General features: G+C 68.6%; 22 protein-coding genes. 12 read left to right on the top strand and 10 right to left on the bottom strand.

The genetic code is table 11. The features are described 5' to 3' along the window. Positions 1-124 precede the first annotated feature (124 nt). The 4 genes from ACOJUJ_RS12280 to ACOJUJ_RS12295 all read right to left on the bottom strand — a co-directional run bounded on the left by ACOJUJ_RS12280 (position 125) and on the right by ACOJUJ_RS12295 (position 6376). Positions 125-1957 (bottom strand): YecA family protein, encoded by a 1833-nt coding sequence (locus tag ACOJUJ_RS12280; protein WP_420127171.1) that lies wholly within the window; start codon positions 1955-1957, stop codon positions 125-127. Positions 1958-2061: 104 nt separating this feature from the next. Beyond that, positions 2062-3177 carry a DNA polymerase III subunit beta gene (gene dnaN, locus ACOJUJ_RS12285; RefSeq protein ID WP_420127172.1) on the bottom strand — a complete coding sequence of 372 codons (1116 nt, stop codon included), beginning with the start codon at positions 3175-3177 and terminating at the stop codon, positions 2062-2064. Positions 3178-3941: 764 nt separating this feature from the next. Further along, a complete protein-coding gene (gene dnaA / locus ACOJUJ_RS12290; RefSeq protein ID WP_420127173.1) occupies positions 3942-5354 on the bottom strand; it encodes a chromosomal replication initiator protein DnaA in 1413 nt (470 codons plus the stop codon). A 326-nt stretch (positions 5355-5680) separates the two neighbouring features. Continuing rightward, positions 5681-6376, bottom strand: coding sequence for a hypothetical protein (locus ACOJUJ_RS12295; RefSeq protein ID WP_420127174.1), 696 nt, complete (start codon positions 6374-6376; stop codon positions 5681-5683). Positions 6377-6706: 330 nt separating this feature from the next. On the opposite strand from ACOJUJ_RS12295, the gene rpmH reads away from it, so the two are divergent. The 5 genes from rpmH to mnmE all read left to right on the top strand — a co-directional run bounded on the left by rpmH (position 6707) and on the right by mnmE (position 10854). After that, on the top strand, positions 6707-6859 hold the full coding sequence (gene rpmH, locus ACOJUJ_RS12300; RefSeq protein ID WP_331126328.1) for a 50S ribosomal protein L34: 153 nt from the start codon (positions 6707-6709) through the stop codon (positions 6857-6859). A gap of 13 nt (positions 6860-6872) precedes the next feature. After that, positions 6873-7262, top strand: a complete 390-nt coding sequence (rnpA, locus tag ACOJUJ_RS12305; protein WP_420127175.1) for a ribonuclease P protein component — start codon at positions 6873-6875, stop codon at positions 7260-7262. Beyond that, positions 7259-7456, top strand: coding sequence for a membrane protein insertion efficiency factor YidD (gene yidD / locus ACOJUJ_RS12310; protein WP_414682998.1), 198 nt, complete (start codon positions 7259-7261; stop codon positions 7454-7456). Before rnpA ends, yidD begins: the two co-directional genes overlap by 4 nt. 47 nt (positions 7457-7503) lie before the next feature. Further along, positions 7504-9255 (top strand): membrane protein insertase YidC, encoded by a 1752-nt coding sequence (yidC, locus tag ACOJUJ_RS12315; protein WP_420127176.1) that lies wholly within the window; start codon positions 7504-7506, stop codon positions 9253-9255. A 222-nt stretch (positions 9256-9477) separates the two neighbouring features. Beyond that, positions 9478-10854, top strand: a complete 1377-nt coding sequence (gene mnmE, locus ACOJUJ_RS12320) for a tRNA uridine-5-carboxymethylaminomethyl(34) synthesis GTPase MnmE (RefSeq protein WP_420127177.1) — start codon at positions 9478-9480, stop codon at positions 10852-10854. A 241-nt stretch (positions 10855-11095) separates the two neighbouring features. Here mnmE and ACOJUJ_RS12325 read toward each other — a convergent pair whose 3' ends face one another. From ACOJUJ_RS12325 to ACOJUJ_RS12340, 4 genes are read right to left on the bottom strand one after another with little or no spacing between them, the layout of a single operon-like run. Beyond that, positions 11096-11371, bottom strand: a complete 276-nt coding sequence (locus ACOJUJ_RS12325) for an acylphosphatase (protein ID WP_420127178.1) — start codon at positions 11369-11371, stop codon at positions 11096-11098. 4 nt (positions 11372-11375) lie between these two features. Continuing rightward, the gene (locus ACOJUJ_RS12330; protein WP_420127179.1) at positions 11376-12173 is read right to left on the bottom strand and encodes a hypothetical protein; all 798 of its coding nucleotides are present in this window, start codon (positions 12171-12173) and stop codon (positions 11376-11378) included. After that, entirely contained in the window at positions 12128-12586 is a 459-nt protein-coding gene (locus ACOJUJ_RS12335; protein ID WP_420127180.1) for a phage holin family protein, read from the bottom strand. The genes ACOJUJ_RS12330 and ACOJUJ_RS12335 overlap by 46 nt, the downstream gene beginning before the upstream one ends. A gap of 19 nt (positions 12587-12605) precedes the next feature. After that, a complete protein-coding gene (locus ACOJUJ_RS12340) occupies positions 12606-13052 on the bottom strand; it encodes a hypothetical protein (RefSeq protein WP_420127181.1) in 447 nt (148 codons plus the stop codon). 321 nt (positions 13053-13373) lie between these two features. On the opposite strand from ACOJUJ_RS12340, the gene mnmG reads away from it, so the two are divergent. The 6 genes from mnmG (at position 13374) to ACOJUJ_RS12370 (ending at position 19612) form a co-directional block, all read left to right on the top strand. Beyond that, positions 13374-15281, top strand: a complete 1908-nt coding sequence (gene mnmG / locus ACOJUJ_RS12345; RefSeq protein WP_420127182.1) for a tRNA uridine-5-carboxymethylaminomethyl(34) synthesis enzyme MnmG — start codon at positions 13374-13376, stop codon at positions 15279-15281. 360 nt (positions 15282-15641) lie between these two features. After that, positions 15642-16469 carry a ParA family protein gene (locus ACOJUJ_RS12350; RefSeq protein WP_420127183.1) on the top strand — a complete coding sequence of 276 codons (828 nt, stop codon included), beginning with the start codon at positions 15642-15644 and terminating at the stop codon, positions 16467-16469. A gap of 3 nt (positions 16470-16472) precedes the next feature. Further along, positions 16473-17378: a ParB/RepB/Spo0J family partition protein gene (locus tag ACOJUJ_RS12355; RefSeq protein WP_420127184.1), complete on the top strand. Its 906-nt coding sequence runs from the start codon at positions 16473-16475 to the stop codon at positions 17376-17378. 96 nt (positions 17379-17474) lie between these two features. Continuing rightward, positions 17475-18275, top strand: a complete 801-nt coding sequence (locus tag ACOJUJ_RS12360; RefSeq protein WP_420127185.1) for a M23 family metallopeptidase — start codon at positions 17475-17477, stop codon at positions 18273-18275. A gap of 7 nt (positions 18276-18282) precedes the next feature. Then, a complete protein-coding gene (locus ACOJUJ_RS12365; protein ID WP_420127186.1) occupies positions 18283-18738 on the top strand; it encodes a bactofilin family protein in 456 nt (151 codons plus the stop codon). 118 nt (positions 18739-18856) lie between these two features. After that, positions 18857-19612 (top strand): Nif3-like dinuclear metal center hexameric protein, encoded by a 756-nt coding sequence (locus tag ACOJUJ_RS12370; RefSeq protein ID WP_420127187.1) that lies wholly within the window; start codon positions 18857-18859, stop codon positions 19610-19612. 40 nt (positions 19613-19652) lie between these two features. Here ACOJUJ_RS12370 and ACOJUJ_RS12375 read toward each other — a convergent pair whose 3' ends face one another. Then, positions 19653-20441, bottom strand: a complete 789-nt coding sequence (locus ACOJUJ_RS12375; protein ID WP_420127188.1) for an HD-GYP domain-containing protein — start codon at positions 20439-20441, stop codon at positions 19653-19655. A gap of 83 nt (positions 20442-20524) precedes the next feature. Here ACOJUJ_RS12375 and ACOJUJ_RS12380 point away from each other — a divergent pair, with 83 nt between their 5' ends. Further along, on the top strand, positions 20525-21154 hold the full coding sequence (locus ACOJUJ_RS12380; protein WP_420127189.1) for a TIGR04282 family arsenosugar biosynthesis glycosyltransferase: 630 nt from the start codon (positions 20525-20527) through the stop codon (positions 21152-21154). On the opposite strand, the gene ACOJUJ_RS12385 is transcribed toward ACOJUJ_RS12380, so the two are convergent. Continuing rightward, entirely contained in the window at positions 21139-22146 is a 1008-nt protein-coding gene (locus ACOJUJ_RS12385; protein ID WP_420127190.1) for a hypothetical protein, read from the bottom strand. The genes ACOJUJ_RS12380 and ACOJUJ_RS12385 overlap by 16 nt on opposite strands. Positions 22147-22458: the final 312 nt, after the last annotated feature.

The following is a 22458-nucleotide window of genomic DNA, read 5'->3' on the forward strand; positions in this document are numbered from 1 at the left end:
ACGTGCGGCATCAGGCAAAAGCTAGCAGCATCCCAGAACCGCAGCTATCTCTCCCGATTCCGGAAACGGGAGCTCAGGATGATCCTCCCGCGCCAGCCACCACCGCCTTCGCTCGATCGCTGAATCAGGTTTCCTGCTCCGCCACCACCTCGGCGGGCGTGCGGCCCCCTACTCGCGGATGTGGTGTGGCCTCCCACGCGCGCTGGCGATCCAGCAGTGCGTCCTCAAGGTCTGCTACATCGGTCACCCCGGCCCGCACCAGTTCGTCATACCACAGCAGCCAGCGGCGCTGCAGCTCGTCGCGCAGCTGGGCCACCTCCAGGTTCATCATGTCCGGCCAGCCCTGGGAATCGGGAAGCATCGTGCGCACGTCCAGGTCGTCGTAGATCTCGAAGGAGAGGATGCGCAGCGTCTCTTCCAGCGGCTCGCCCAGCTGCCGCCCCCGGGCCGCGATGCCATCCAGCTCGTCCAGCACGGCGGCCGCGAACGGATAGCGAATCCCCTCACGCTCCTCCAGCCACTGGACAATACGGCGCATGGAGCGCGGCAGGGCGCGGGTAGCTTCCGGCGCGGGGTCCGTCTTGCGGACGTAAACGTCGTACAGAAAGACCCGCAGGTCGTACTCCGTCATCGCGCCGGCGGAGCCCACGCTGGCAAGCCACCACCTCCACGAATCCGCGTTCTGCAGGTCCGCATCCATCTCTTCTTCCGGCACGCCCTGCTCCCGAAGCCACACGGCAAAGCGGTCCGTGCGGGCCCGCTCGGCCGCCTCCCACGCCGCCCGCTGCTCGGCCGTGCTCCACGCCACGAAAGCGGGCTCCGCCACACCAGGACCTTCGGCGCCGATCGGCGCAGCCTGCTCTGGGTCGTTGAACCAGTCCAGCCGGCTTTCCTCCTCCGCGTCCGGATCGAACGGCGCCACGCCGACGCCCGTTTCGGCCAGCGGGTCGCCGCCGCGCGCAAGGGCGGTGACCGCCCGCAGGGCCTGCGTCGCCAGGCGCACCTCACGCGACCCGATCCAGCGGCCGGGCAGGTTCATGGAAAACAGCCGCGGATACGCGCGTGGGCCCGCGATCGGCCACCGGGCGGCCGCAACCTCGCGCTGCATTCCGCGGGTAAGCTCGCTCTTTCGATCGAAGTCGACCGTCAGGGTGAATCCCGTCATCTCCAGGAACGCAGACGACGGGTCGTAGCTCTGCCAGAGTGCCTGCAGGTCTTCCGGGCGGGAGTGCAGCACCAGCCCAAAGCTCTGTCCCCCACCGCCCATCAGGCTCGCCGCCCACGAATGCTCTTCGCCGGAGAACTCCAGCAGCAGGGATTCCGGCACGTCCTCCACGTCCCATGGCTTCGCCGTGTAGAACGCGGCCGCGGCGTGGTGAAAGTCCGCCAGCTCCTGCCCGGATGCCCCCGTCTCGCGCCAGGTCAGGGCGATGCTCATCCGGCCCCGCGCGGGACTCGCGTCCATCTGCGCCAGCACGGAGTTGATCAACCCATGCAGGTGCTCCGAATCTCCACATTCCACGGTGATTCCCCGGCCCTCCAGCTGCCGCTCCAGCGCTGCCGCCACGTCCCGGTACGGGATCACCACCCGCTCCGGAATGATGCCCAGCGACCGTGCCGCCGCGTTGACGGCCGTGGCAAGGTCACGGGCCCGCTCCTCGGCGCCCGCCGGACGGTGGGAAAGCACGTCCGTGTGAACCACCCATTCGCCCGCCGTCACGATGGCCAGCGCAACCCCGTCGGGCGCCTCGCGAATCTGTCCCGGCGCCGGCACCACGTCGGCGGTCCACACGTTCTCCCGGCGCGCGGCGGCCATCCACTCCGCTTCGGCCTGGTCGAACGCCTCGTCGCCCACAATGGAGCGCGCCCGTTCACGGGCCTGGTCGCGGCCCATGCAGCACGCCTTGTACTTTTTTCCCGAACCGCAGGGGCAGGGATCGTTGCGCGAAGTTTTCATCGTGTACACGCGGTGGCTGATCAGGTGTGTATACAAAAGCGAGCGGGGGAAGGCATCCGCCTTCCCCCGCTCGCTCCGGCGCCGAAGATCCGCATCCGCCCCCGTCAGCTCAGCAGGCGCAGGGGCATCACCAGGCACAGGTAGTCGGGCGTGTCCTCGTTGCCGATGGGCATCATGGTGGCCGCACGTTCGGGCGCCTTGAAGCTCATCTTCACCTCGTCCGTCGGCATGTAGCGCAGCAGCTCCAGCAGGTACTGCGCGTTGAAGCCGATCTCCAGCGGCTCGCCGTCGAACTCCACCGGCAGCTCTTCGGTCGCCGTGCCCACGTCCGGCGTTTCCACGGCAAAGCGCAGCATGGTCCCGCCCAGCGACAGGCGAATGCGGTGCGTCTGGTCGCTCGCCACGATGGCCATGCGCCGCACCGCCGCCTGCAGGGCGCCCTTGTCGGCCACCATGTGCTTGTCGTTGTCGCGCGGGATGACCTGCTCGTAGTTGGGGTACGGCCCCTCGATCAGCCGCGTGTAGATCTGCACGTCGTTGCCACGGAAGCCGATGTGGTTCTCCGAGCGCCCCACCTCCACCGTCTCGTCGCCGCGAAACAGCCGCTGCACCTGGGCCAGCGCCTTGGGATGGACGATGAAGTCGCCCGCCGGCGTGCCGTCGCCGCCGGCGGTCTCCACCGGCAGCGTCATCTTGGCCAGGCGGTGGCCGTTGGTGGCCACCATGCGCATCTCGCCCTCGCCCAGCTGCCAGAGCACGCCGTTCAGGATCGGCCTCGTCTCCTCGGTGGACGCGGCGAACGAGACGTGCGTGATCAGCCGCTGCAGGTCGGTGCCGGTCACCCGCCAGCTTTCGGCGAAGTCCACCTTGGGGAACGCGGGGAACTCGTCGCGGGGCAGGCCGTTCAGCCGGTAGCGGGTGCGGCCGCTGCTGATCTGGATGGCGTCGCCCTGCGTGGAGAACTCCACCGCCCCGGGAAGCTCACGGGCGATCTCCTGGAGTTTCTTGGCGGGCGCCGTGATGGCCCCGGCCTCAGCGACGTCCGCGGCCACGCGCACCGAGACCGCCGTGTCCAGGTCGGTGCCGCTCATCCGCACGGCGCCGTCCTCGGCCTCGATGAGGATGTTGGAGAGCACGGGCAGGGTGGTACGCGACGGAATGCTTCCCGCCACCGCCCCCAGCCCCTGCTGCAGGTTCTCACGCGTGATCGTGAATCGCATACGGTTCTGTTCCGCGAATCGCCTGGAGTTGATCCGGTTCTCCACGAGGAAGTCTTACTACCCTCATAGAGATATACAAATCAGTAATAACAGTAGAGGGTGTGGGAACGTGTACATCTCTCCCCCGGCCCTCTTCAACCCTCGTTCCCGCAACCACCTGCGTGCCCTGCCCCCGGTGTGGAGAACCCGTGTGGGTAACTCCGGTTGTCCCCACCCCGTCCACGTTCCCACAGCCGGGATGTGAACTCCACAACTTGTCCCCACACTGTCCACACCAGTTGTCCACGCCGTTCCCAAACGCAGGTACGGGGTCTGTGCAACGCTGTCAAGCTCCGTTCCCTTCGTTCACCTCCGATGCCAGATCGCCGACGAAGGAAAAAACGGCGTGCGATGCAGATCGTGCGTGCCCGGCGCGGTTGCGGCCGTCGATTCTCAGCGCCAGACCCATTCCGCACCGTCCGCCTGCAAGGGCGAATCAATTCGCTGCAACAACCACACAAAGTTCACCTGCGTCGACTCGGCGGCCCGGCCGGGTGCGGCGTCCCACGCACCTGCGTGCCCGCTGCTGGTATGCGTCCAATCCCGTCGACGCGCCCCGCACTCTCGGCTACAGTCCGCGAAGGCGGACTTTGCGCCTTTCCAGCGGCGAATTCATTCGCTCCTGGAGCGGACTCGCGCCACTGGCTGCCGATCTCACGCCGGTCCGACCGGATGCCCTGTCCGTACTCTCGTACCCTCGTACCCCGTACCCCCGTCCCGCTCTTCTACGCCCGGAGCGAATCCCGCAACTCGCCCACGCGCCGGCGGAACGCCGGGTCCGCGGCCATGTCCTCCTCAACCTTGGCCACCGAGTGGATGACCGTGGAGTGGTCGCGCCCGCCGAACAGCTTGCCGATCTCCACCAGCGCCAGGTCGAACATCTCCTTGATCAGGTACATCGCCACCTGTCGCGGGATGGTGAGGTCCTTGGTGCGCTTTTTGGACTGCAGCGCGTCGGGGGTGGTGCCCCAGGCCTCGGCCACCTTGTCGCGCACCTTCTGTGGCGTAAGGCCGCCCGCCGATCCGCCTCCGCTCTCGCTACCCGCCAGCCCGGTGCCCAGCGCCTCGCGGGCCAGCACCAGGTCGATGGGGCGCCGCGTGAGCGACGAGTAGGCCAGCAGCTTGATCATCGCCCCCTCGATCTCGCGCACCGACGACGTGCGGTTGCGCGCGATGAAGGTCAGCACCTCGTCCATCTCGTGGATGTCGAGCCGGTCCTCTTCCACCTTGCGGCGCAGGATGGCCACGCGCGTCTCAAAGTCGGGCGGCTTGATGTCGGCCACCATCCCCCACTCAAAGCGGCTTACCAGCCGGTCCTCCAGCCCCGTGGCGCTGGGTGGCCGGTCGCTGGTAAGCACGATCTGCCGCTGGCTGTCGTGCAGCGCGTTGAAGGTGTGGAAGAACTCCTCCTGCGTGCGCTCCTTGCCTTCCAGGAACTGGATGTCGTCCACCAGCAGCAGGTCGCAGGCGCGGTACTGGCGCCGGAACTCGGCCATGGAGCCGTCCTGGATGGCGCTCACCAGCTCGTTGGTAAAGCGCTCGGACGACAGGTACATCACCCGCTTGCCCGGGTCGCGCTCCAGCATGGCGTGCCCGATGGCGTGCATCAGGTGCGTCTTGCCCAGCCCCACGCCGCCGTAGATGAAGAGCGGGTTGTACAGCCGCGCGGGCGACTCGGCCACCCCGTGCGCCGCCGCGGCCGCCAGCTGGTTGTTGTTCCCCACCACGAACCGGTCGAATACGTAGCGCGGGTTCAGCGGGGCCAGCGGGCGCGTGTCGGCGCCCTGGGCAGCGGCGTGCGCCGGCGGCGCGCTCTCGATCCGGACGGGGGCGGTGGGGGGTGGAGCTGGCGCGAGGTCGATGGGGGGCACGGACGCGGCCTTGCCGTTTCCCTGGAACTGGACGGACAGTGTAAACCGCCGGCCAAACAGGTGCTCGCCTATGCTGGTGAGCAGGCCGGCGTACTTGTCCTCCACCCAGTCCACAGCGAACGGGTTGGGAGTGGAGACCACGAGCAGGTCATTGGAGACAGCCACTGCCTGCGTAGGGGCCAGCCAGGTGCGGAACGCCTGCTCGGGTAGCGCGGTCTTGGCACTCTCAAGGATGCGCGACCAGATTTCCGCGGCGGTAAGCTCCATCAACCACTCAGGCAGCAAGACGGCAGGACCCTGTAGACGAGCACCGGCAACGTAGAAACGGAATGTGGAAAAGTCAAGAAAGCCCTGTAAGTGCTTGCATTTGGCCGCATTTCAAAGGGGCTTGCGCAACGGCTAGCACCTGCTCACCGAAATCGCATCCTGCGGATGTGGCAGAGGTCCGAAGCTGACCCGAATACATCTTCTCGACCGTCATTGGATCGTCCAACCCGCGTCCACTCCGACCGGTCCTGAGTTTCGCGACGGAATGGTTGTGCGGTATGTCCAGTCCCGCTTTCTGGTCTCACAGCCTCCGCCAGTGTGATCGGCTATGCCGCTAACATCAGTGAGCGTACGCGCTGCAGGTACGGTCCAGAACCCGCACTGTGCACGGTTCGAAACCGGTCGCCTGGTTCAATCGTGGCGCGCAGCGCGGGGCTGAACCAGCCGATCAGATCGACGGCGACCGCGTGCTGCTGAACCAGATCGCTCCAGTGCCAGATGGGCTCGTGGTGAAACACGCGGTTTCGAAGGTGTCGCACGCGGTTCAGCAGCGGCGAGAGCTGCTTGCGCGAGCGCATGGAGCGTGGGGAGGAGGGATGGAGCAGCTGTGCGCCGAACAGGTGCGGCCACAAGACCTTGTTCCTTTCATATCGCACCTCCAGCAGCGAAGTCCAGAACCCGAACGTCAGTTCGGCTACCAGCCTCCCCGGCTCCAGCTCCCTGCCTCTTTCCCGCAGGCGCAGCTTGGCCGCGGCCACGGAGTACTCGTGGTCAGGGTCGAGCAGAGAGGGATTCGCGTCCAGCCAGCAAGGCACGTCGCGGGTGGAAATCCCGTTGAATACCTGTGCTCCCGCGTTGAAGACGGCGTTGCGGAACGCGATCTCAAGGGCGTTCAAGGCTGGATAGAGGGATTCGCAAAGGGCAAGATTCCACAGATAGTTCGCGATCTTCTGATCGTTGGCGCGGCCTGCGCCATACGCGTCGAGACGCTCGCTGGAGAGCGCCTTCCGGATCGCGTGCACGTATCGGTCTTGACTAACCCTTTCCATGCGGGTAGCTTTCTCGCGTGTCCCCGGGCTATTCCTCTCCCGACCTTCGCGTCGGTGATGAACCCGGGGTCTTTTTTCGCCAAAGTCAAAGTAAACGGAGTAGACGAAGCCCGCAACGGTCATTCGTCACGCGTACGGACGCCTTCGTGAAGGGCCCGTTTTTGGATGCGGACAGGCAGATCCGGGCAGCCGAGCCCCGCCCGTTGACGAATCCAGCTTTCCTGGCTACATTCACTGTCTTTGCCGCGAGCCCGCAAGGCCGCCCCAGAGCCAAGAGCGCAGCACCCTGAAGGGGTTTGACCGATGAAGCCGAGTTATCGTCCGCGCAACCGCAAGCGGATCAACAAGCATGGGTTCCGCGCCCGCATGGCCACCAAGGGCGGCCGTGAGGTGCTGAACAACCGCCGCCGCAAGGGCCGGCACAAGATCGCCGTCACGGTTCCCAGCAAGTACTGACCGGCGGCCGCGCGTGGAGCCTGAAAGGCCCGACGCGCGGAACGGGTTCGGCCTGCCCCGGCAGGTGCGGATCACCGCGTCGGACGAGATCCGGTCGCTGTTCAGACGGGGGAAGAGGAGCAAAACGCGCCACCTGGACGCGTTCGTCTCCCCTTCCCCCGCTGGCGTTGCCCGTCTGGGCGTGGTGGTGCCCAAGCACAAGCGCACCATCGTGCAGCGCAACCTTCTCAAGCGGCGCCTGCGCGAGCTGGGGCGCACGCTGCTGCTTCCCGCGCTCGGAAACTGCGGCGCGCCTTTCGACGTACTGTTCCGGGCCCGTCCCGAAGCCTACACCGCCCCGTTCGCCGCGTTGCGCGACGAGGTGGCGGCGCTTACGAAGGAATTGTGCTCGCGCGCGCGATGATCGCGGCCATCCGCTTCTACCGGAAGGGGATCTCGCCGCTCAAGCCGCCGGTGTGCCGCTTTTATCCCACCTGCTCGGCGTATGGGCAGGAGGCGATTGAAAAGTACGGCGCGGCCCGCGGCGGCTGGCTGCTGGTAAAGCGGCTTGCCCGCTGCCAGCCGTTCTGCAAGGGCGGCTTCGACCCCGTCCCCTGAAGCCCCGGGGGCGGGTCCTGACTTTTTCTCACGGTTGATCCCGGCTGATGGACCAGACCAGACGGCTCGTCCTGTTCCTCGTCATCTCGACGGTGGTGCTTTTCGGGTGGAACTTCATGTTTCCGCCCGCGCAGCAGAACATGGTCCCCGCCGGCGCCGACAGCGCCGCCGCGGCGGTGGCCGCCCCAGCCGCGCCGGCCGCGGCCGCGCCGCGCGTGCCTCGGGTAGCCTCGGCCGGCGCCGCGCCCGAGCGCATCGTCACCGTGCGCTCGCCGCTGTACGAGTACCGCTTCAGCACCCGCGGCGCCGCGCTCAACGCCGCCACGCTGCTGCGCTTCGAGAGCTACGTGCAAAAGGACGGCAGCGTACAGCTGGTCCCCCGCAGCGCGCGCGACGTCCTGGCGCAGCGCGTGGTGGTGGGCCGCGACACGCTGGACTTCCGCAACGTCACCTTTGTCCCCAGCGCCACCAGCCTGGACCTGCGCGAGGGGAATCAGCCGAAGCAGCTGCGCTTCGTATCGTCCAACCCCGGCCCCGTGCAGGCGGAGGTTACCTACACCTTTCGCCCCGACGGGTACCTGGTTGACGTGCAGGGCCGCTTTACGGGCGTGCCGCGCGGCGCGCAGCTGATCACCGAGCTGGGCACCGGCCTGGCGCCGCACGACTCGCCGGACCACGGCAGCGCCAACGAGCTGGCGTTCGTGGGCTGGGACCGCGAGAAGATCCGCCGCACCTACATCCGCAGGGTGCAGGCTCCCGACACCACCGCCGGGCCGCTGGTGTGGACGGCGGTCAAAGACCGCTACTTTCTCATCGCGCTCATCCAGGCCGGCCAGAACCGCTTTACGCGGCTGGAGATGGAGCCCGCCCGCGACGTGATCTACAGCGTCGGCGGTGAGCGGGCGTACGCGTCGCGGGCGCGCGGCCGCGTGGTGCAGCCGCTGCCGGCGGACGGCACGTTCAGCATGCAGGCGTACCTGGGCCCGCAGGAGCACGGCCGCCTGGCCGCCGTGGGGCACGAGCTGGAAGAGGTGAACCCCTACGGCTACCGCTGGCTGCGCCCCGTCGTCCGGCCGATTGCCGCGGTGGTGCTGTGGGCGCTCAAGCGCCTGCACGACCTGGGGCTCAGCTACGGCTGGGTGCTCATCCTGTTCGGCTTCATCGTTCGGCTGGCCACGTGGCCGCTGAACGCGCGGGCCATGCGCGCGCAGATGAAGAACATGGCCATCCAGCCGCAGCTGCAGGCACGCGTCAAGGAGGTGCAGGCCAGGCACCGCGACGACCCGGCGCGGATGAACCAGGAGATGATGAAGGTCTACTCGGAACTGGGCGTCAGCCCGCTTTCGATGATGTCGGGGTGCGTGCCGCTGCTCATCCCCATGCCCGTGCTCATCACGCTCTTCTTCGTCTTTCAGAGCGCCATCGAGTTTCGCGGGACGAGCTTTGCCTGGCTGCCGGACCTGTCGCTGCGCGATCCGTGGCACATCCTCCCGGTCTTTCTGATGGTGTCGATGTTCGGGCTGCAGTACATCAGCACCAAGCTTAGCGGGATGGAGCAGAACGAGCAGACGCGGATGATGATGTACACCATGCCGCTGGTGATGGGCTTCGTGTTCTTCGTCATGCCGTCTGGCCTGAACCTGTACTACGCGTCGACGAACGTCGCCTCGTTCCCGCAGCAGATCCTGATCGCGCGCGAGCGCAAGCGCGCCACGGATGCGCAGAAGGCGGAGGACGCGGCCAAGAAGAAGGCGACCGGCCCCAAGCCCATCCCCGGCAACCGGGCCCGCAAACGGTAACGACCGGTTTCCATGGATGGATTACAAGCGCCCGCTCTCCCCGATGGAGGGCGGGCGCTTCTGCATGGTTATGCCTTTCAAAGACAACGGATGGTAGGTACAGAGGAACAGAAGGGAAAAGAGAGGAACAGAGGAAACGAACCCCTGTTCCTCTGGCGTTTCTCCGTTCCTCTGTACCCCATTCTGTTGCGGATCATCGGTGCGGCACCCCATCATCCCCACATGCCATCTTCTCCCCTCGCCGAAGACACCATCGCCGCCATCGCGACGCCGCAGGGACGTGGCGCGGTGGCGCTGCTGCGCGTGTCGGGGCCGGACGCGCGCCAGGTACTGCGCCGGATCGCGCCGGGGGTGGATGATGTGCAGCCGCGGGCGCAGCGGCTGGTGGCGCTGCGGCATCCGGAGACGGGCGAGCTACTGGACCGCGGGCTGGTCACGTACTTCGCCGCGCCCGCCAGCTACACGGGCGAGGACACGCTGGAGATCGCCACGCATGGCGGGGTGTTGACCCCGCAGCTGGTGCTGGATGCGCTGCTCGCCGCCGGCGCGCGCGCGGCGCAGCCGGGGGAGTTCACCCGCCGCGCGTACCTGAACGGCAAGCTGGACCTGCTGCAGGCCGAGGCCGTCGCCGACGTGATCGACGGTCGGTCACGCGCGCTGCACCGCGCCGCCGTGCACCAGATGGAGCGCGGCCTTTCGCGCCGCGTCTCGGAGCTGCGCGACGCGGTGATCGGCACCGAGGCGCTGATCGCCTACTCTATTGATTTTCCGGAGGAGGACGAGCCGCCCGTCCCGCCCGCGCGCATCGTCGGCTCCGCCGCGGAGGTCATCGGGCGCATCAAAGCGCTGCTGGCGACGGCGCCGGAGGGCGAGCTGCTGCGCGACGGCGCGCTGACGGTGCTCGCCGGCCGCCCCAACTCCGGCAAGTCGTCGCTCTTCAACGCGCTGCTGGGGACCGAGCGCGCCATCGTCACCGACATCCCCGGCACCACCCGCGACGCGGTAGAGGCCTCGGCGTCCATCGACGGCTACCCGTTTCGCCTGGTGGATACGGCCGGGCTGCGCGAGACGGCGGACCGTGTGGAGGGGATCGGGATCGAGGTCGCGCGCCGCTACCTTTCCGCCGCCGACCTGGTGCTGTTCTGCATCGAGTCAGGCCGGGCGGTGGATCACGACGAGCGCGCATTCATGGCGGACGTCGATCCCGCGCGCCTGGTCGTCGTCCGCACCCTCGCCGACCGCCACCCCGGAGAATCGGCGAATGCGGATCCGTCCGGCATACCCACCGTCACCCTCTCCGCGACGACGGGGGAGGGGATGACGGAGCTTCGGCGCGTGCTGCTCGCCAAGGCGTTCGGTGGCATCCTCGGCGAGCCGGGAGAGGCGCCGCTGGTGACCCGCGAACGCCACGCCCGCGCTCTCCGCAGCGCCCGCGACGAGCTCGCATCGTTCCTGGACGCGATGGACGACGCGGTCCCGATGGAGTTCGCCGCCACCCATCTGCGCGCCGCGGTCGACGCGCTGGAGGAACTGGTCGGTGTCGTCAGCGTGGACGACGTGCTGGACCGTGTCTTCGGCACCTTCTGCGTCGGCAAGTAGCGCTCCCCCCTCCCGCGCCCCGCCGATGCGCGTCGTCCCGACCACGCTGTGGCACTTCTGCCGTTCTGATACTCACTACAGCTGTTTACCTCCGGTTCTCCGGTGATCGGAGGCAAACTTCGCCTGAGAATCGTTTCTCCGGCGATCCAGGCGCGAAAATGACCCGGTGGATTGGCCAATCCGGGATCGCGTGTTTATCGCGAATCTCGAAAGCCGGTTTTCTGCGGGACCTATTCGGAAATCAGCGGGCGATGACGAACTCGCCGTCGGAGAAGCCGTCGGAGGAGAACGGGAGGGGATCGACGGAGGCGACGCGCGCGCCGGGCGGTCCTTCCGCCAAGTGCGCCTGCAGTTGGCGGAGCTGGTCGTCGGCGCCGCGCGCGTGCACCGCCACGGATCCGTCGGGGAGGTTGCGGACGGTGCCCGTGACTCCCAGACGAACGGCGAGGGAGCGGGCCCACCATCGGTAGCCCACTCCCTGCACCCGGCCGGTCACACGATATCCGGCCTCCGCCACGCCGTCAGTATTCCTGGTGGCTGGGCGGACGCGACGCGGCGCCCGACCGCCCCGCGCTACCGGCCGTGGAGCCGCCGCGGTTGGTGCGCGACGCCGATCCACCGGTAGAACCGTACGTACCGCCACCCGAGAGCGCCCCGCCACCCGTCGACCCGCCGGTGTTGCCGCCGCCGGTCTGGCCCAGGAAGGCATCCATCAGCGTGTTGACGAAGCCGGTGCTTTCCGAGCCGGCCTGGTTCAGGAAGCCGCGGGCACCCTGCGCCAGGCCTGCCGTCACGCCGGCCATCAGCGCGTCGCGCAGCTCGCTGCGCGCACGGCCGCGGTTGGACTCGCCGAACTCGTCGTCGTCATCGCGCGCGGCGAGAAGGAAGCCGATGGCGAAGGCCACGCCCAGCACCGGGAGCGGGTTCTCGCGCAGGCGGCTCAGCATGCCGCCCTTTTCCAGCGCGGTGGTCGCCCGTTCACGCACGCCGCTGGTGCGGTCGCGCACGGCCTCCGCCGCGTCGCTCACGCGCGGGCCCAGGTTGCCGGCCAGGTTGCGCACCGGCCCGCCCACGCGGTCGGCCACGTCGCGCAGCCGCCCGCCCACGCCGCCCTGCGACTCGCGACCCGCAAACTGCAGCCCCGAGTACTCGTCGTTCCCGCCGCTGTGCAGGCCGGTGTGCACTTCGGCGCTGCCCAGTCCCCGGTCGCCCATGGACGACGAGCCCGAAGTACCCGCGCGCATCGTCGCCCCGCTGTCGCGGCCGGTGCCGCTCAGGCCAGGTCCCGACGTACCTGCTTGATCTCGCTCTGCAGCCATTGCTTGTCCTCCTTGAGAGTCTCCAGGGTGCGGGTCGGCGCTACCTCTTCGTGCTTGAGCTTCTTGAGGCTGCTCATCGCGAGCAGTCCGCCCACCAGCAGAAACAGTACGCCGACCACCAGCGCGCCCAGCCAGTAGTTGTCCAGCGCGTCGCCCACGGCCACCACCAGGAACGCGATCAGCACCACCACGCCCACCAGGGCCAGGATGCCGCCGACCGCCACCATGGCCGCGTCGCGCGCCACGCTCTTTACGTTGGACTTGAGCTCCGCCTTGGCGAGGTTCATCTCCTGGCGGACAAGCGTGGCGCTGTCCTGCGCCAGCTGCCGGAACAGGTCGCCCAGCGCGGGTTCGGTGCCGCCCGCGGCGCGGCCGCCAGCGGGGTCGGGCGGTGTTACGTGCAGTTCCGCCATGAGATCGTCCTCCGTTCGGTTAGCGCAGTGCCTTGCCGGCCACGAATCCCGCGCCCACCGCGAGAAGCAGCATGCTCAACGGCCGGGTGGACACCAGCCCGCCCAGCTCGCGCTGCAGCGTGTTCACGTCGTTGTCGCGCAGGAACCGCGCGACGCTCTCCAGCGTGTCGGCCGCCGTGTGGCCGTACGTGTTGGCGCGCTCGCCCAGCCCCTTCTTGGGGATAAGGCCCGCGACCGAATCTACCTTCTCGGCGACGGTCTCCAGCTGGTCGGCCGCCTGGTCCATCAGGTTGTCGGCGCGCTCCTGCAGTTCCTCCAGCCCACCCACGCGGTTGGCGCCGGCCAGTGTATCGGTTCCGCCCGTGCCCGTGGAACCGGAAAGGCCGCTGCCGGTGGAGCCCAGCCCGCTCCCGGTGCCGCCGGTGGATCCGCCACCCGCGGTCCCCAAGTTCCGCTCATCCTGCATCTACCCCTCCCTGTTGCTGGTTCCCGATGTTGGGAGCACCCCCGGGTGCAACACGTATGCCAAGGGTCGGTCAGCGACGGACGTACGGGTGAGGGTACGAAGGTACGAAGGTACGAAGGTACGAGAGTACGAGAGTACGAGAGTACGAGAGTACGAGAGTACGAGAGTACGAACGCTGCCACGCATGATCTCTGTTCCCTTCCCTGCGAGTGTTCCACGTGGAACACTCCCCCACCCCTGATGTACAGGACCGCACCCGCGGGAGCGCGCACTTTCGCACTTTCGCACTCTCGCACTTTCGCACTTTCGCACTGCAGTTCCTTGGAAACACGCTACGATGTAATCGTGATCGGCGGCGGGCACGCCGGTGTGGAGGCCGCGGCGGCTTCCGCGCGCATCGGCGCGCGCACGCTGCTGGTCACACCCAACCTGGAGGGGATCGGGCAGATGAGCTGCAACCCCGCCGTCGGCGGCGTGGCCAAGGGCACGGTCGTGCGCGAAGTCGATGCGCTGGGTGGGGTGATGGGGATAGCGACGGACCGCGCCCGCATCCAGTTCCGCATGCTCAACCGCTCCAAGGGGCCCGCCGTCTGGGCCCCGCGCGCGCAGTGCGATCGCGGATTGTATCCCCGCGCCGCGCGGATGCTGCTGGAGCGTCACCCCAATCTTCACTTCTTCCAGGGGATGGTCGGCGCGCTGGTGATGGACGGCGGCCGTGTCGCGGGTGTATCGACCGAGGCCGGATACACGTTCCACGCGCCCTCGATCGTCCTTACCGCCGGCACCTTTCTGCGCGGCCGCATCCACGTCGGCCTTACTCCTTCCGTGCCGGCCGGGCGCGCGGGGGACCCTCCCTCCATCCGCCTCGCTGAGCAGATGGAGGCGCTGGGGCTGGAGGTCGCGCGCTTCAAGACGGGCACGCCGCCGCGCATCGACGGGCGGTCGGTCGATTATGCAAAGACCGAGGTGCAGCCGGGGGAGAGCCCGGACTACCGCCTTTCCGTATGGGGGCGGGCGCCTCTGCTGCCCCAGCTCCCCTGCTGGATCACCTGGACCGGTGAGCCGCTGCGCGACATCGTGCACGGCCACCTGCACGATTCCGCGCTGTACGGGGGTGAGATCTCTGGCCGGGGGCCACGCTACTGCCCGTCCATCGAGGACAAGATCGTCAAGTTTCCGGACGCGCCGCGCCACCAGGTTTTCCTGGAGCCGGAGGGGCTTGAGACCACTGAGCTGTACGTGAACGGCCTCTCCACCTCCCTTCCCGGCGACGTGCAGCTGCGGATGCTGCGCAGCATTCCGGGGCTGGAGAACGTACGGATGACCAAGGTGGGATACGCGATCGAGTACGACTATTACCCGCCCCACCAGCTGCGGCCGACGCTCGAGTCCAAGGCCATGGACGGCCTGTACCTGGCCGGGCAGGTAAACGGGACCACCGGATACGAAGAGGCCGCCGGGCAGGGGCTGCTGGCCGGCGCCAACGCCGCGCTCGCCGCGCTGGGGCGCGAGCCGCTGGTGCTGGAGCGCGACCAGGCGTTCGTCGGCGTGCTGGTGGACGACCTGGTGACCAAGGGGACGGACGAGCCGTACCGTCTTTTCACCTCGCGCGCGGAGTTTCGCCTTACCCTGCGTCAGGACAACGCGCTGGCGCGGCTGGGGCCGCTGGCGGCGGATCGTGGCCTGTTGACGGAGGAGCAGAAGGCTACGCTGGAGGAGCGGATGCGGCTGGCGGAGGATGTAGACCGCTGGCTGTCCACCACCAACGTTTCGCCCGCGCAGGCCGATCCGGTGCTGCAGGCCGCCAGCTCGCCCGCGATCCGCGAACCCACGCGGCTGTCGCTGCTCGTCCGGCGCCCCAACGTGGCGATCCGGGATCTGATCGGCGCCGTCGGCGGCGGGCCACAGGCAGAGGAGCACCTGCTGGACGCGGTGCTGACGACGGCGGAGATGGAGCTGCGGTACGAAGGTTACCTGCAGAAGGAGCGGGTGCGGGCGGAGACGCTGCGGCGGCAGGCGGACTTTCCCCTTCCTGAGCTGCTTCCCTACCCCGAACTGGAGTCGCTCTCGTACGAGGCGCGGCAGAAGCTGAACCGCATACGTCCCGCGACGCTGGCGCAGGCGGCGCGCATCCCCGGCGTGAGCCCCAGCGACCTGCAGAACCTGGTGATGGAGGTCCGCAAGCGCCGGGACCGCGCCGCCGCCGCTGCGACGGCGGACGAGGTGTGATCCCGCCGCGCGGACGCCGATTTCCGAAGCGATCCCGAACAAGGGCGGCTTGCGAGATTCGCGATAAACGCGCGATCTCCGCATGGCCAATCCACCGCGTCGTCCTGAAGGTCAAAGTGCCCTAAACGCGATTTTCGCGCGAAATCCTTTTGCCGGATCGCGACCAGCGATTGTGGACCCCTGCCTTTCTGTGGCAGACCGTAGACGTGGTTGCCGAACTGTAGCGCGGGTATGTTCCACGTGGAACACTGCTGCGTCGCGCACGCGGGTCCGCGCGCACGCGTACCTTTCCACGCGCGCACGCGCGCGCGTATATTTCCAGCGCACCCCCCACCCCCATCCATACGCGTGAGGACGAGCGTGTCGCGCATCATCGCCATCGCAAACCAGAAGGGCGGCGTCGGCAAGACCACCACGGCCATCAACCTGGGCGCCTGCCTGGCGGTGGCCGAGAAAAAGACGCTCGTGATCGACATGGACCCGCAGGGCAACGCCACCAGCGGGCTGGGCGTGGACAAGGACGAGGTGGAGCGCTCCATCTACGACGTGCTCATCGATGGCATGCCGGCGGTGGAAAGCGTCATCAACGAAGTCCACTTCCCCTACCTGGACGTGCTCCCCGCCACCCGCGACCTGGTGGGTGCCGAGGTGGAACTGGTCAACCGCAAGAGCCGCGAGAACATTCTGCGCGATGCGCTGGCCGGCGTGCGCGACGAGTACGAGTACGTCCTTATCGACTGCCCGCCGTCGCTGGGCCTGCTGACGCTGAACACGCTGGCCGCGGCCGACTCGGTGCTTATCCCCATCCAGTGCGAGTTCTACGCGCTCGAGGGGCTGTCGCAGCTGCTGAACACCGTGACCATCGTGCAAAAGAACCTCAACCCGCGGCTGCAGATCGAGGGCGTGCTGCTGACGATGTACGACGGGCGGCTCAACCTGTCGCGGCAGGTGGCGGAAGAGGCCAAGGAGTACTTTGGGCCCAAGGTCTACCGCACCACCATCCCCCGCAACGTGCGCATCGCCGAGGCCCCCAGCTTTGGCAAGCCGATCGTGCTGTACGACGTGATGTCCATTGGCGCCAAGAGCTACCTTTCGCTCGCCAAGGAGGTCATCGCGCGCAAGGGACGCAAGGCGTCCGGGTCGGGCGGCGGCGCGGCGGAGCCCACGGCGCTCGCGGCGGGAGAGTAACCCATGGCGATGGCAAAAAAGCCCCGCCTGGGCAAAGGGCTGAGCGCACTGCTGGGCGAGTACAACGCGCAGCCGTCCGCGGCGCCGGGCGAGGCGGTGACCTCCGTCCCCAGCTCGCGCATCACACCCAACCCGTTTCAGCCGCGGCGGGAGTTCACCCCTGAGCAGTTGGCGGAACTGGAAGATTCCATCCGCCAGAACGGGCTGCTGCAGCCGCTGGTGGTGCGCCGCGCGCGCGACGGTGCCGCCGAGGGCGCGGAGTGGGAGCTGGTGGCGGGCGAGCGGCGTTGGCGCGCGGTGCGGCGGCTGGGCTGGTCAGAGGTGCCGGTCGTGGTCCGCGAGATCGACGACCGCGCCATGCTGGTGCTGGCCATCGTCGAGAACGTGCAGCGCGCCGACCTGTCGCCGCTTGAAGAGGCCACCGCGTACAAGCGGCTGATGGACGACTTCAACTTCACGCAGGCCGAGGTGGCCGAGAGCGTGGGGCGCGAGCGGTCCACGGTGGCCAACCTGCTGCGCCTGCTTTCCCTGCCCCCCTCCGTGCACAAGCTGCTGGACGAGGGCAAGCTGCTGATGGGCCACGCCCGTGCGCTGTTGGGGCTGGAGAACGAGCGCGACATTGCCGACCTTGCGCGGACGGCCGCCGACACCGGGATGACGGTACGCGCCGTCGAGGACCGCGTCCGCGACCGCCGTCCCGCGGCTCGGGCGAAAGATGCGCCCGCCGCGCCCGCCCGGGGCGACGCGCACCTGCGGCACCTGGAGGCGGAGCTGCAGCGCGCATACGGCACGCAGGTGCGCATCCGCGTGCAGGGGGAGAGCGCCGGCCGCATCGAGATCCCGTTCCTGAGCGCGGACGACTTTGACCGCGTGCTGGAGCTGCTGCTGGGTTCGGAAGCAAAGAGATAGTGCGTGAGTGCGCAGGTGCGTCCGTGCGGTAGTGACCCGCCGCGCGACCACTTCCGCATGCACGCATTCACGCACTCACGCACCACTCTGTTCACGATGGCCCGCGACGACCGCGAGATGACGTTCATCTGGATCCCGCACGGCCGGGACGCCGGGAGCACACGCTCGTACGAGTTGAGCTACCGGCGAGCCAGGGCGTTGGCGATCGGGGCCGGGGTGCTGGCGTTCGTGGTGCTGCTGATGGCGGGGTCGTGGTTCTGGCTGGCGGCGCAGGCGGCGCGCGTGCCGGGGCTCACGGCGGAGGTGCGCGAGCTGCGGCGCGACCGGGTGCGGGTGCGGGAGCTGGCGCAAACGGTGGAGCGGCTGTCCGCCGAGTACGCCAAGGTACGCGCCATGCTGGGGGCGGACTCCGCCTCGCTCCCCGCGGTGGAACGCGTGGCGCCGGCGGCGGACAGCGCCTCCGCCGATTCCGCGGCCGACGCGGAGGGCGAGTCAGCCGCGCGGCCGCGCTCTTCCCTTCCCCGCGGCTGGCCGCTGGCGGCGCGGGGATATGTGACCCGCGGGCACCTGGCCCGCACCCGCGGCAGCCATCCGGGCATGGACATCGCGGTTGCCAGTGGATCGCGGATCCTGGCCGCCGGCGGCGGCACCGTGGCCGAGGTGGGCGAGGACAGCGTGTACGGCCGCTTTGTGCGCATCGCCCACCCGGGCGGGTACGAGTCGCTGTACGCGCACGCGTCGTCGCTGCTGGTGCGGGCGCGCGAGCGGGTGCCCCAGGGGCAGGTGATCGCCCTGAGCGGCAACACGGGCGTTTCTACCGCGCCGCACCTGCACTTCGAGATACGCAAGGACGGGCGGCCGGTGGATCCCGGCGCGCTGATCCACAACCCGAACTGAAGACGTGATGCTGGGGGGAAAGAAGAGCACCGACCGCGCCGCGCTGCCCCGCGGGTCCGGCAACGAGGGCACGATGTCGATCATCGGGTCGGGGATGAACATCGTGGGTGACCTGAGCACGGACGGCAGCGTCCGCGTGGAGGGGCGCATTGAAGGGACGGTGCGCGCCGGCAAAACGGTCATCATCACCAACGGCGGCGAGGTGGTAGGCGACGTGCTTACCCAGGACGCCGTGATCGGGGGGATGGTGCGGGGCACGGTGGTCGCCGAAAGCCGCCTGGAGATGCAGGCCACCTGTGACATCGAGGGAAGCATCCGCGCCCGCTCGAAGCACCTCAAGCTGGAGGAAGGGTGCCGCTTCAGCGGGCAGATCCAGATGCTGGACGGCGGCGAGGCGCTGGCCCTTCCCGCGCCCGCGCGCGTGGAGAACTCCACACAAATGCAGGGTTTATCCACACCTTGAACAGGTGCGGCCAAGTCGTTGTATGTCAGCGATTTGGCCGTTTTCCACAGAAGGGGTGTCCGTTTTTCCACCTGAGTTCTCCACAATTTGTGGATACGACTCGCAACCCGTTAAAGCCGTGGACTTTCGCGCCCTGATCGAGTACCTGGACGGCTACCTGCGCGTCCGCGAGGTGCCCGATTACCCCAACGCGGTCAACGGCCTGCAGGTGGATTGCGGCCGCTCCCAGGTGCGGCGGATCGCCGTGGCGGTGGACGCGGTACAGCACACGGTGGATGCCGCGGTACGCGAGGGCGCGGACCTGCTGCTGGTTCACCACGGCCTGTTCTGGGACGGCAATCAGCCGGTCACCGCGCGCCGCTACCGCCGCCTCAAAGCGCTGCTGGACGCGGACGTGGGGCTCTACTCCGCGCACCTGCCGCTGGACGTGCACCCCGAGGTGGGCAACAACGCGCTGCTGGCACGCGAGCTGGGGGTGGAGATCCGCGGGACGTTCGGCGACTACAAGGGCGCGCCGGTGGGCGTGTGGGGTGAGATCGACATCCGCCGCGAGGCGCTGTGCGCGCGGCTGGACGCGCTGCTGGGCGGACGGGTAACGATGGTGCCCGGTGGGCCGGAGCACGTTCGCAGTGTGGGTGTGATCACGGGCGGCGCGGGGGGTGAGACGGAGGCCGCGGCGCGCATGGGGCTGGACGCGTTCGTCAGCGGCGAGGGCGCGCACCACAACTTCTTCGATGCGGAGGAGGGGGGCGTGAACCTGCTGCTGGGCGGGCACTACGCCACGGAAACCTTTGGCGTGCGTGCCCTGGCGCGGCACCTGGAAGAGAGGTTCGGCCTGGAGTGGACCTTTATCGACCACCCCACGGGACTGTAAGCCGAGGGTGAACCGGTGTTCGTAACCGACGGTTCAGATATTATTCTTTCGTCTCGGTGCCGGCTTTCTGCTGCTCCTCCGTGCCTTCGGTGATCCCGTCCGCCGCGCAGCGCTCCGCGAACAGGTCGCGCTCTACCACCTGCTGCCACGCGCTGCGTACGGGCTCCGCCTCCGCCAGCTCCACCAGCGCGGGGTCAAACTGGCTGCCTGAGCCTTCGCGCAGGGCCTGCAGCGCCTCGTCCAGGGGCATGGCGTCGCGGTACTTGCGCGGCTGCGTCATGGCGTCGAACGCGTCGGCCACGGCGATGATGCGCGCCTCCAGCGGGATGTCCAGGTCGGCCAGGCCGTGCGGATAGCCGCTGCCGTCCCAGCACTCGTGGTGCGTGGAAACGATCTCGGTGATCCCGGGGTGCTCCGGCTCCAGCGGCGTAAGGATGTGCGCGCTCTCGTGCGGATGGTTCTTGATCTCCGCCCGCTGCTCCTTCGTAAGCGGCGTGCGTGAGTGGACGATGTGAAAGAAGCGGTCGTCGATCTTGCCCATGTCGTGCAGCAGCGCGGCGATGCGCAGCGTGTGCAGCGCCGCCCCGCGCATCCCCACCGCCTGCGCCAGTGCGTAGCTCAGGTCCGCCACGCGCCGGCTGTGGCGCGCGGTGACGGGGTCGCCGGCGTACAGCGCGTTCAGCAGCAGATCCACCATCCCCCGGTGCAGCCGTCCGGTGTCGCGCCGGCGCCGCGCCACGTCCATCATCCATCCCAGGCCCACCAGCCCGGCAGAAGCCACCGCGACTCCCGCCAGGCGCCACCGCGCCACATCATCACTTCTCGACATCCGGCGTGACATTCCAGGGTTTCGGCGTACCTGACGTTCCCGGCGGTTCTGCACGGAGCAAGCCACAGGTCCCGCGCCGCGCGGTGCTCGTCTTTGTCCGCGCGCCGCAGCCCGGCCGCGTAAAGACCCGCCTTGCCGCCGCCATCGGCGACGGGGCGGCACTCCGCGTCTACATGCGCCTCGCGGAGCACACACTGGCCCAGGTGCGCGCGGTCGCGGCGGACGGCGTCGCGGTGCGCGTACACTACGCCCCGCCGGACGCGGGGGATGCCGTGCGTGTATGGCTGGGCGAGGGTCCACGGTATCTGCCGCAGGCGGAGGGCGACCTGGGGGTGCGGATGAAGGACGCGTTCGCGCGCGCCTTTGCGGAGGGCGCGGAGCGGGTGGTGATCGTGGGGTCGGATCTGCCGGAGGTGAGCGCTTCCCTGCTCCGCCGCGCGTTCGAGCTGCTGGATGCGCATCCCGCGGTCGTGGGCCCGGCGCGGGACGGTGGCTACTACCTGCTGGGGCTGCGCGGGATGATCGAGGGGATCTTCCAGGAGATCGAGTGGAGCACGGCGTCGGTTCTCGGCACGACAGTGGAGCGGATGCGCGCCGCGGCGACCGAGCCGGCGCTGCTGGAGGTGCTGGCGGACGTGGATACGGTGGATGACCTGCCGCCTGGCTGGCTGGACCAGGCGTCGAGCGATCCGGCGGATCAGCCTGGTGCCTGACCCGGCTCCACCGCCTTCGCCTCGTCATGATCCTCCCGACGCAGGAAGCGAACGGCGAGGCTCAGCACGCCGATGGGCACCACGACGGCCGCCGTGGCGGCCAGCGAGGCGACGTGCGGCCGGTCCAGCGCGCGCAGGGCGAACTTCATCCGCCGGGTGAGCTCGGCGGCCCGCTCAAGCGCGTCCGGCGGCGCGTGCGTGGGGACGCCCCAGTCAAAGTCCACCAGGCGCTCCAGGTAGCCCTGCTCCACGCAGCCTTCCAGGCTGAACACGTGGATGTCACGCGTGTGGCGCCGCGTAAGCCGCAGGTCGCGCGTGAACTCGTCCCACGTGAGCGGCGGCGGTGGATCCAGCCCCTCCTCGACCCCGCCGCCGGTGACCCCCACGGCCACCGCGGGAAAGTGCCGCGCGTAGAAGTCCAGGAACCCGTGCCCGTGCGGCCGCACAAAGCTGGTGTACAGCATGGCGATCTCACGGTCCACGTGCAGGTCGATCATCCCCGTGATGCGCTGCAGCACCTCCGTGCCCGCCTCGCGCTCCGTGTGGATGAACGGGAACACGTACGCGTCCACGGGATAACCGTCCGCGTGGATGCGATTGACCAGCCCCTGGTACATCTCCCGGTTCTCGCGGATGCAGCGAAAGATGCGCGGAATGGCGCGCAGCACCGCCAGCGGCCGCTGCCGCACCATGCGCACCTCGTCGATGTTGGGCTCGATGTCGATGCCCACCCGCTCCCAGCGCAGCCCTTCCCCGCGCGTCCAGGCGATGAAGTCGCCGTAGCGCTCCCACGCCTCGTTGACGTTGTGCGCGTTGAACCAGTAGCCGCTCTCTTCCGGCAGCAGCAGCCACGCGTTCACTGGGATCCCCTCGCGGTTCAGCCGGCGCACCACCTCTGCCCGCTCGCGGCCCAGGTCCACCAGCCCGATGGTGACCGTGGCCTGCAGCCGCTTGAGCAACGGGACCAGGGTACGGTCTTCGAACAGCTTCACCAACTGCGGCCCGGGGAGCTCGCAGAAGAACGAGAGTGTGGGCCAGCCGCCGTCGTCGCGCCTGGCCTTGCGGCGATCAGCGCCGCGCGTTGCCGCTCGGCGATCAAGGTGGGGCCAGTGGAGAGCGGGCACGGGTTTTCGTGAGCCGGGGACGCGTGATTCGGGCGAAAGCGGCAGGGGCAACGCGCGTGCCGTAGCCGCCAGCCGTCGAGCGCCGGCGAGATCCGGTCGATGTCGTCCATTGACGACAATCGCGACGTTGTTGGCGTTGGGCGACATCTTTGGGGTTGACGGTCGTGACCGACAAAAGCA

Origin of the sequence: Longimicrobium sp. (genome assembly GCF_048594345.1) — a bacterium.
Lineage (GTDB): Bacteria > Gemmatimonadota > Gemmatimonadetes > Longimicrobiales > Longimicrobiaceae > Longimicrobium.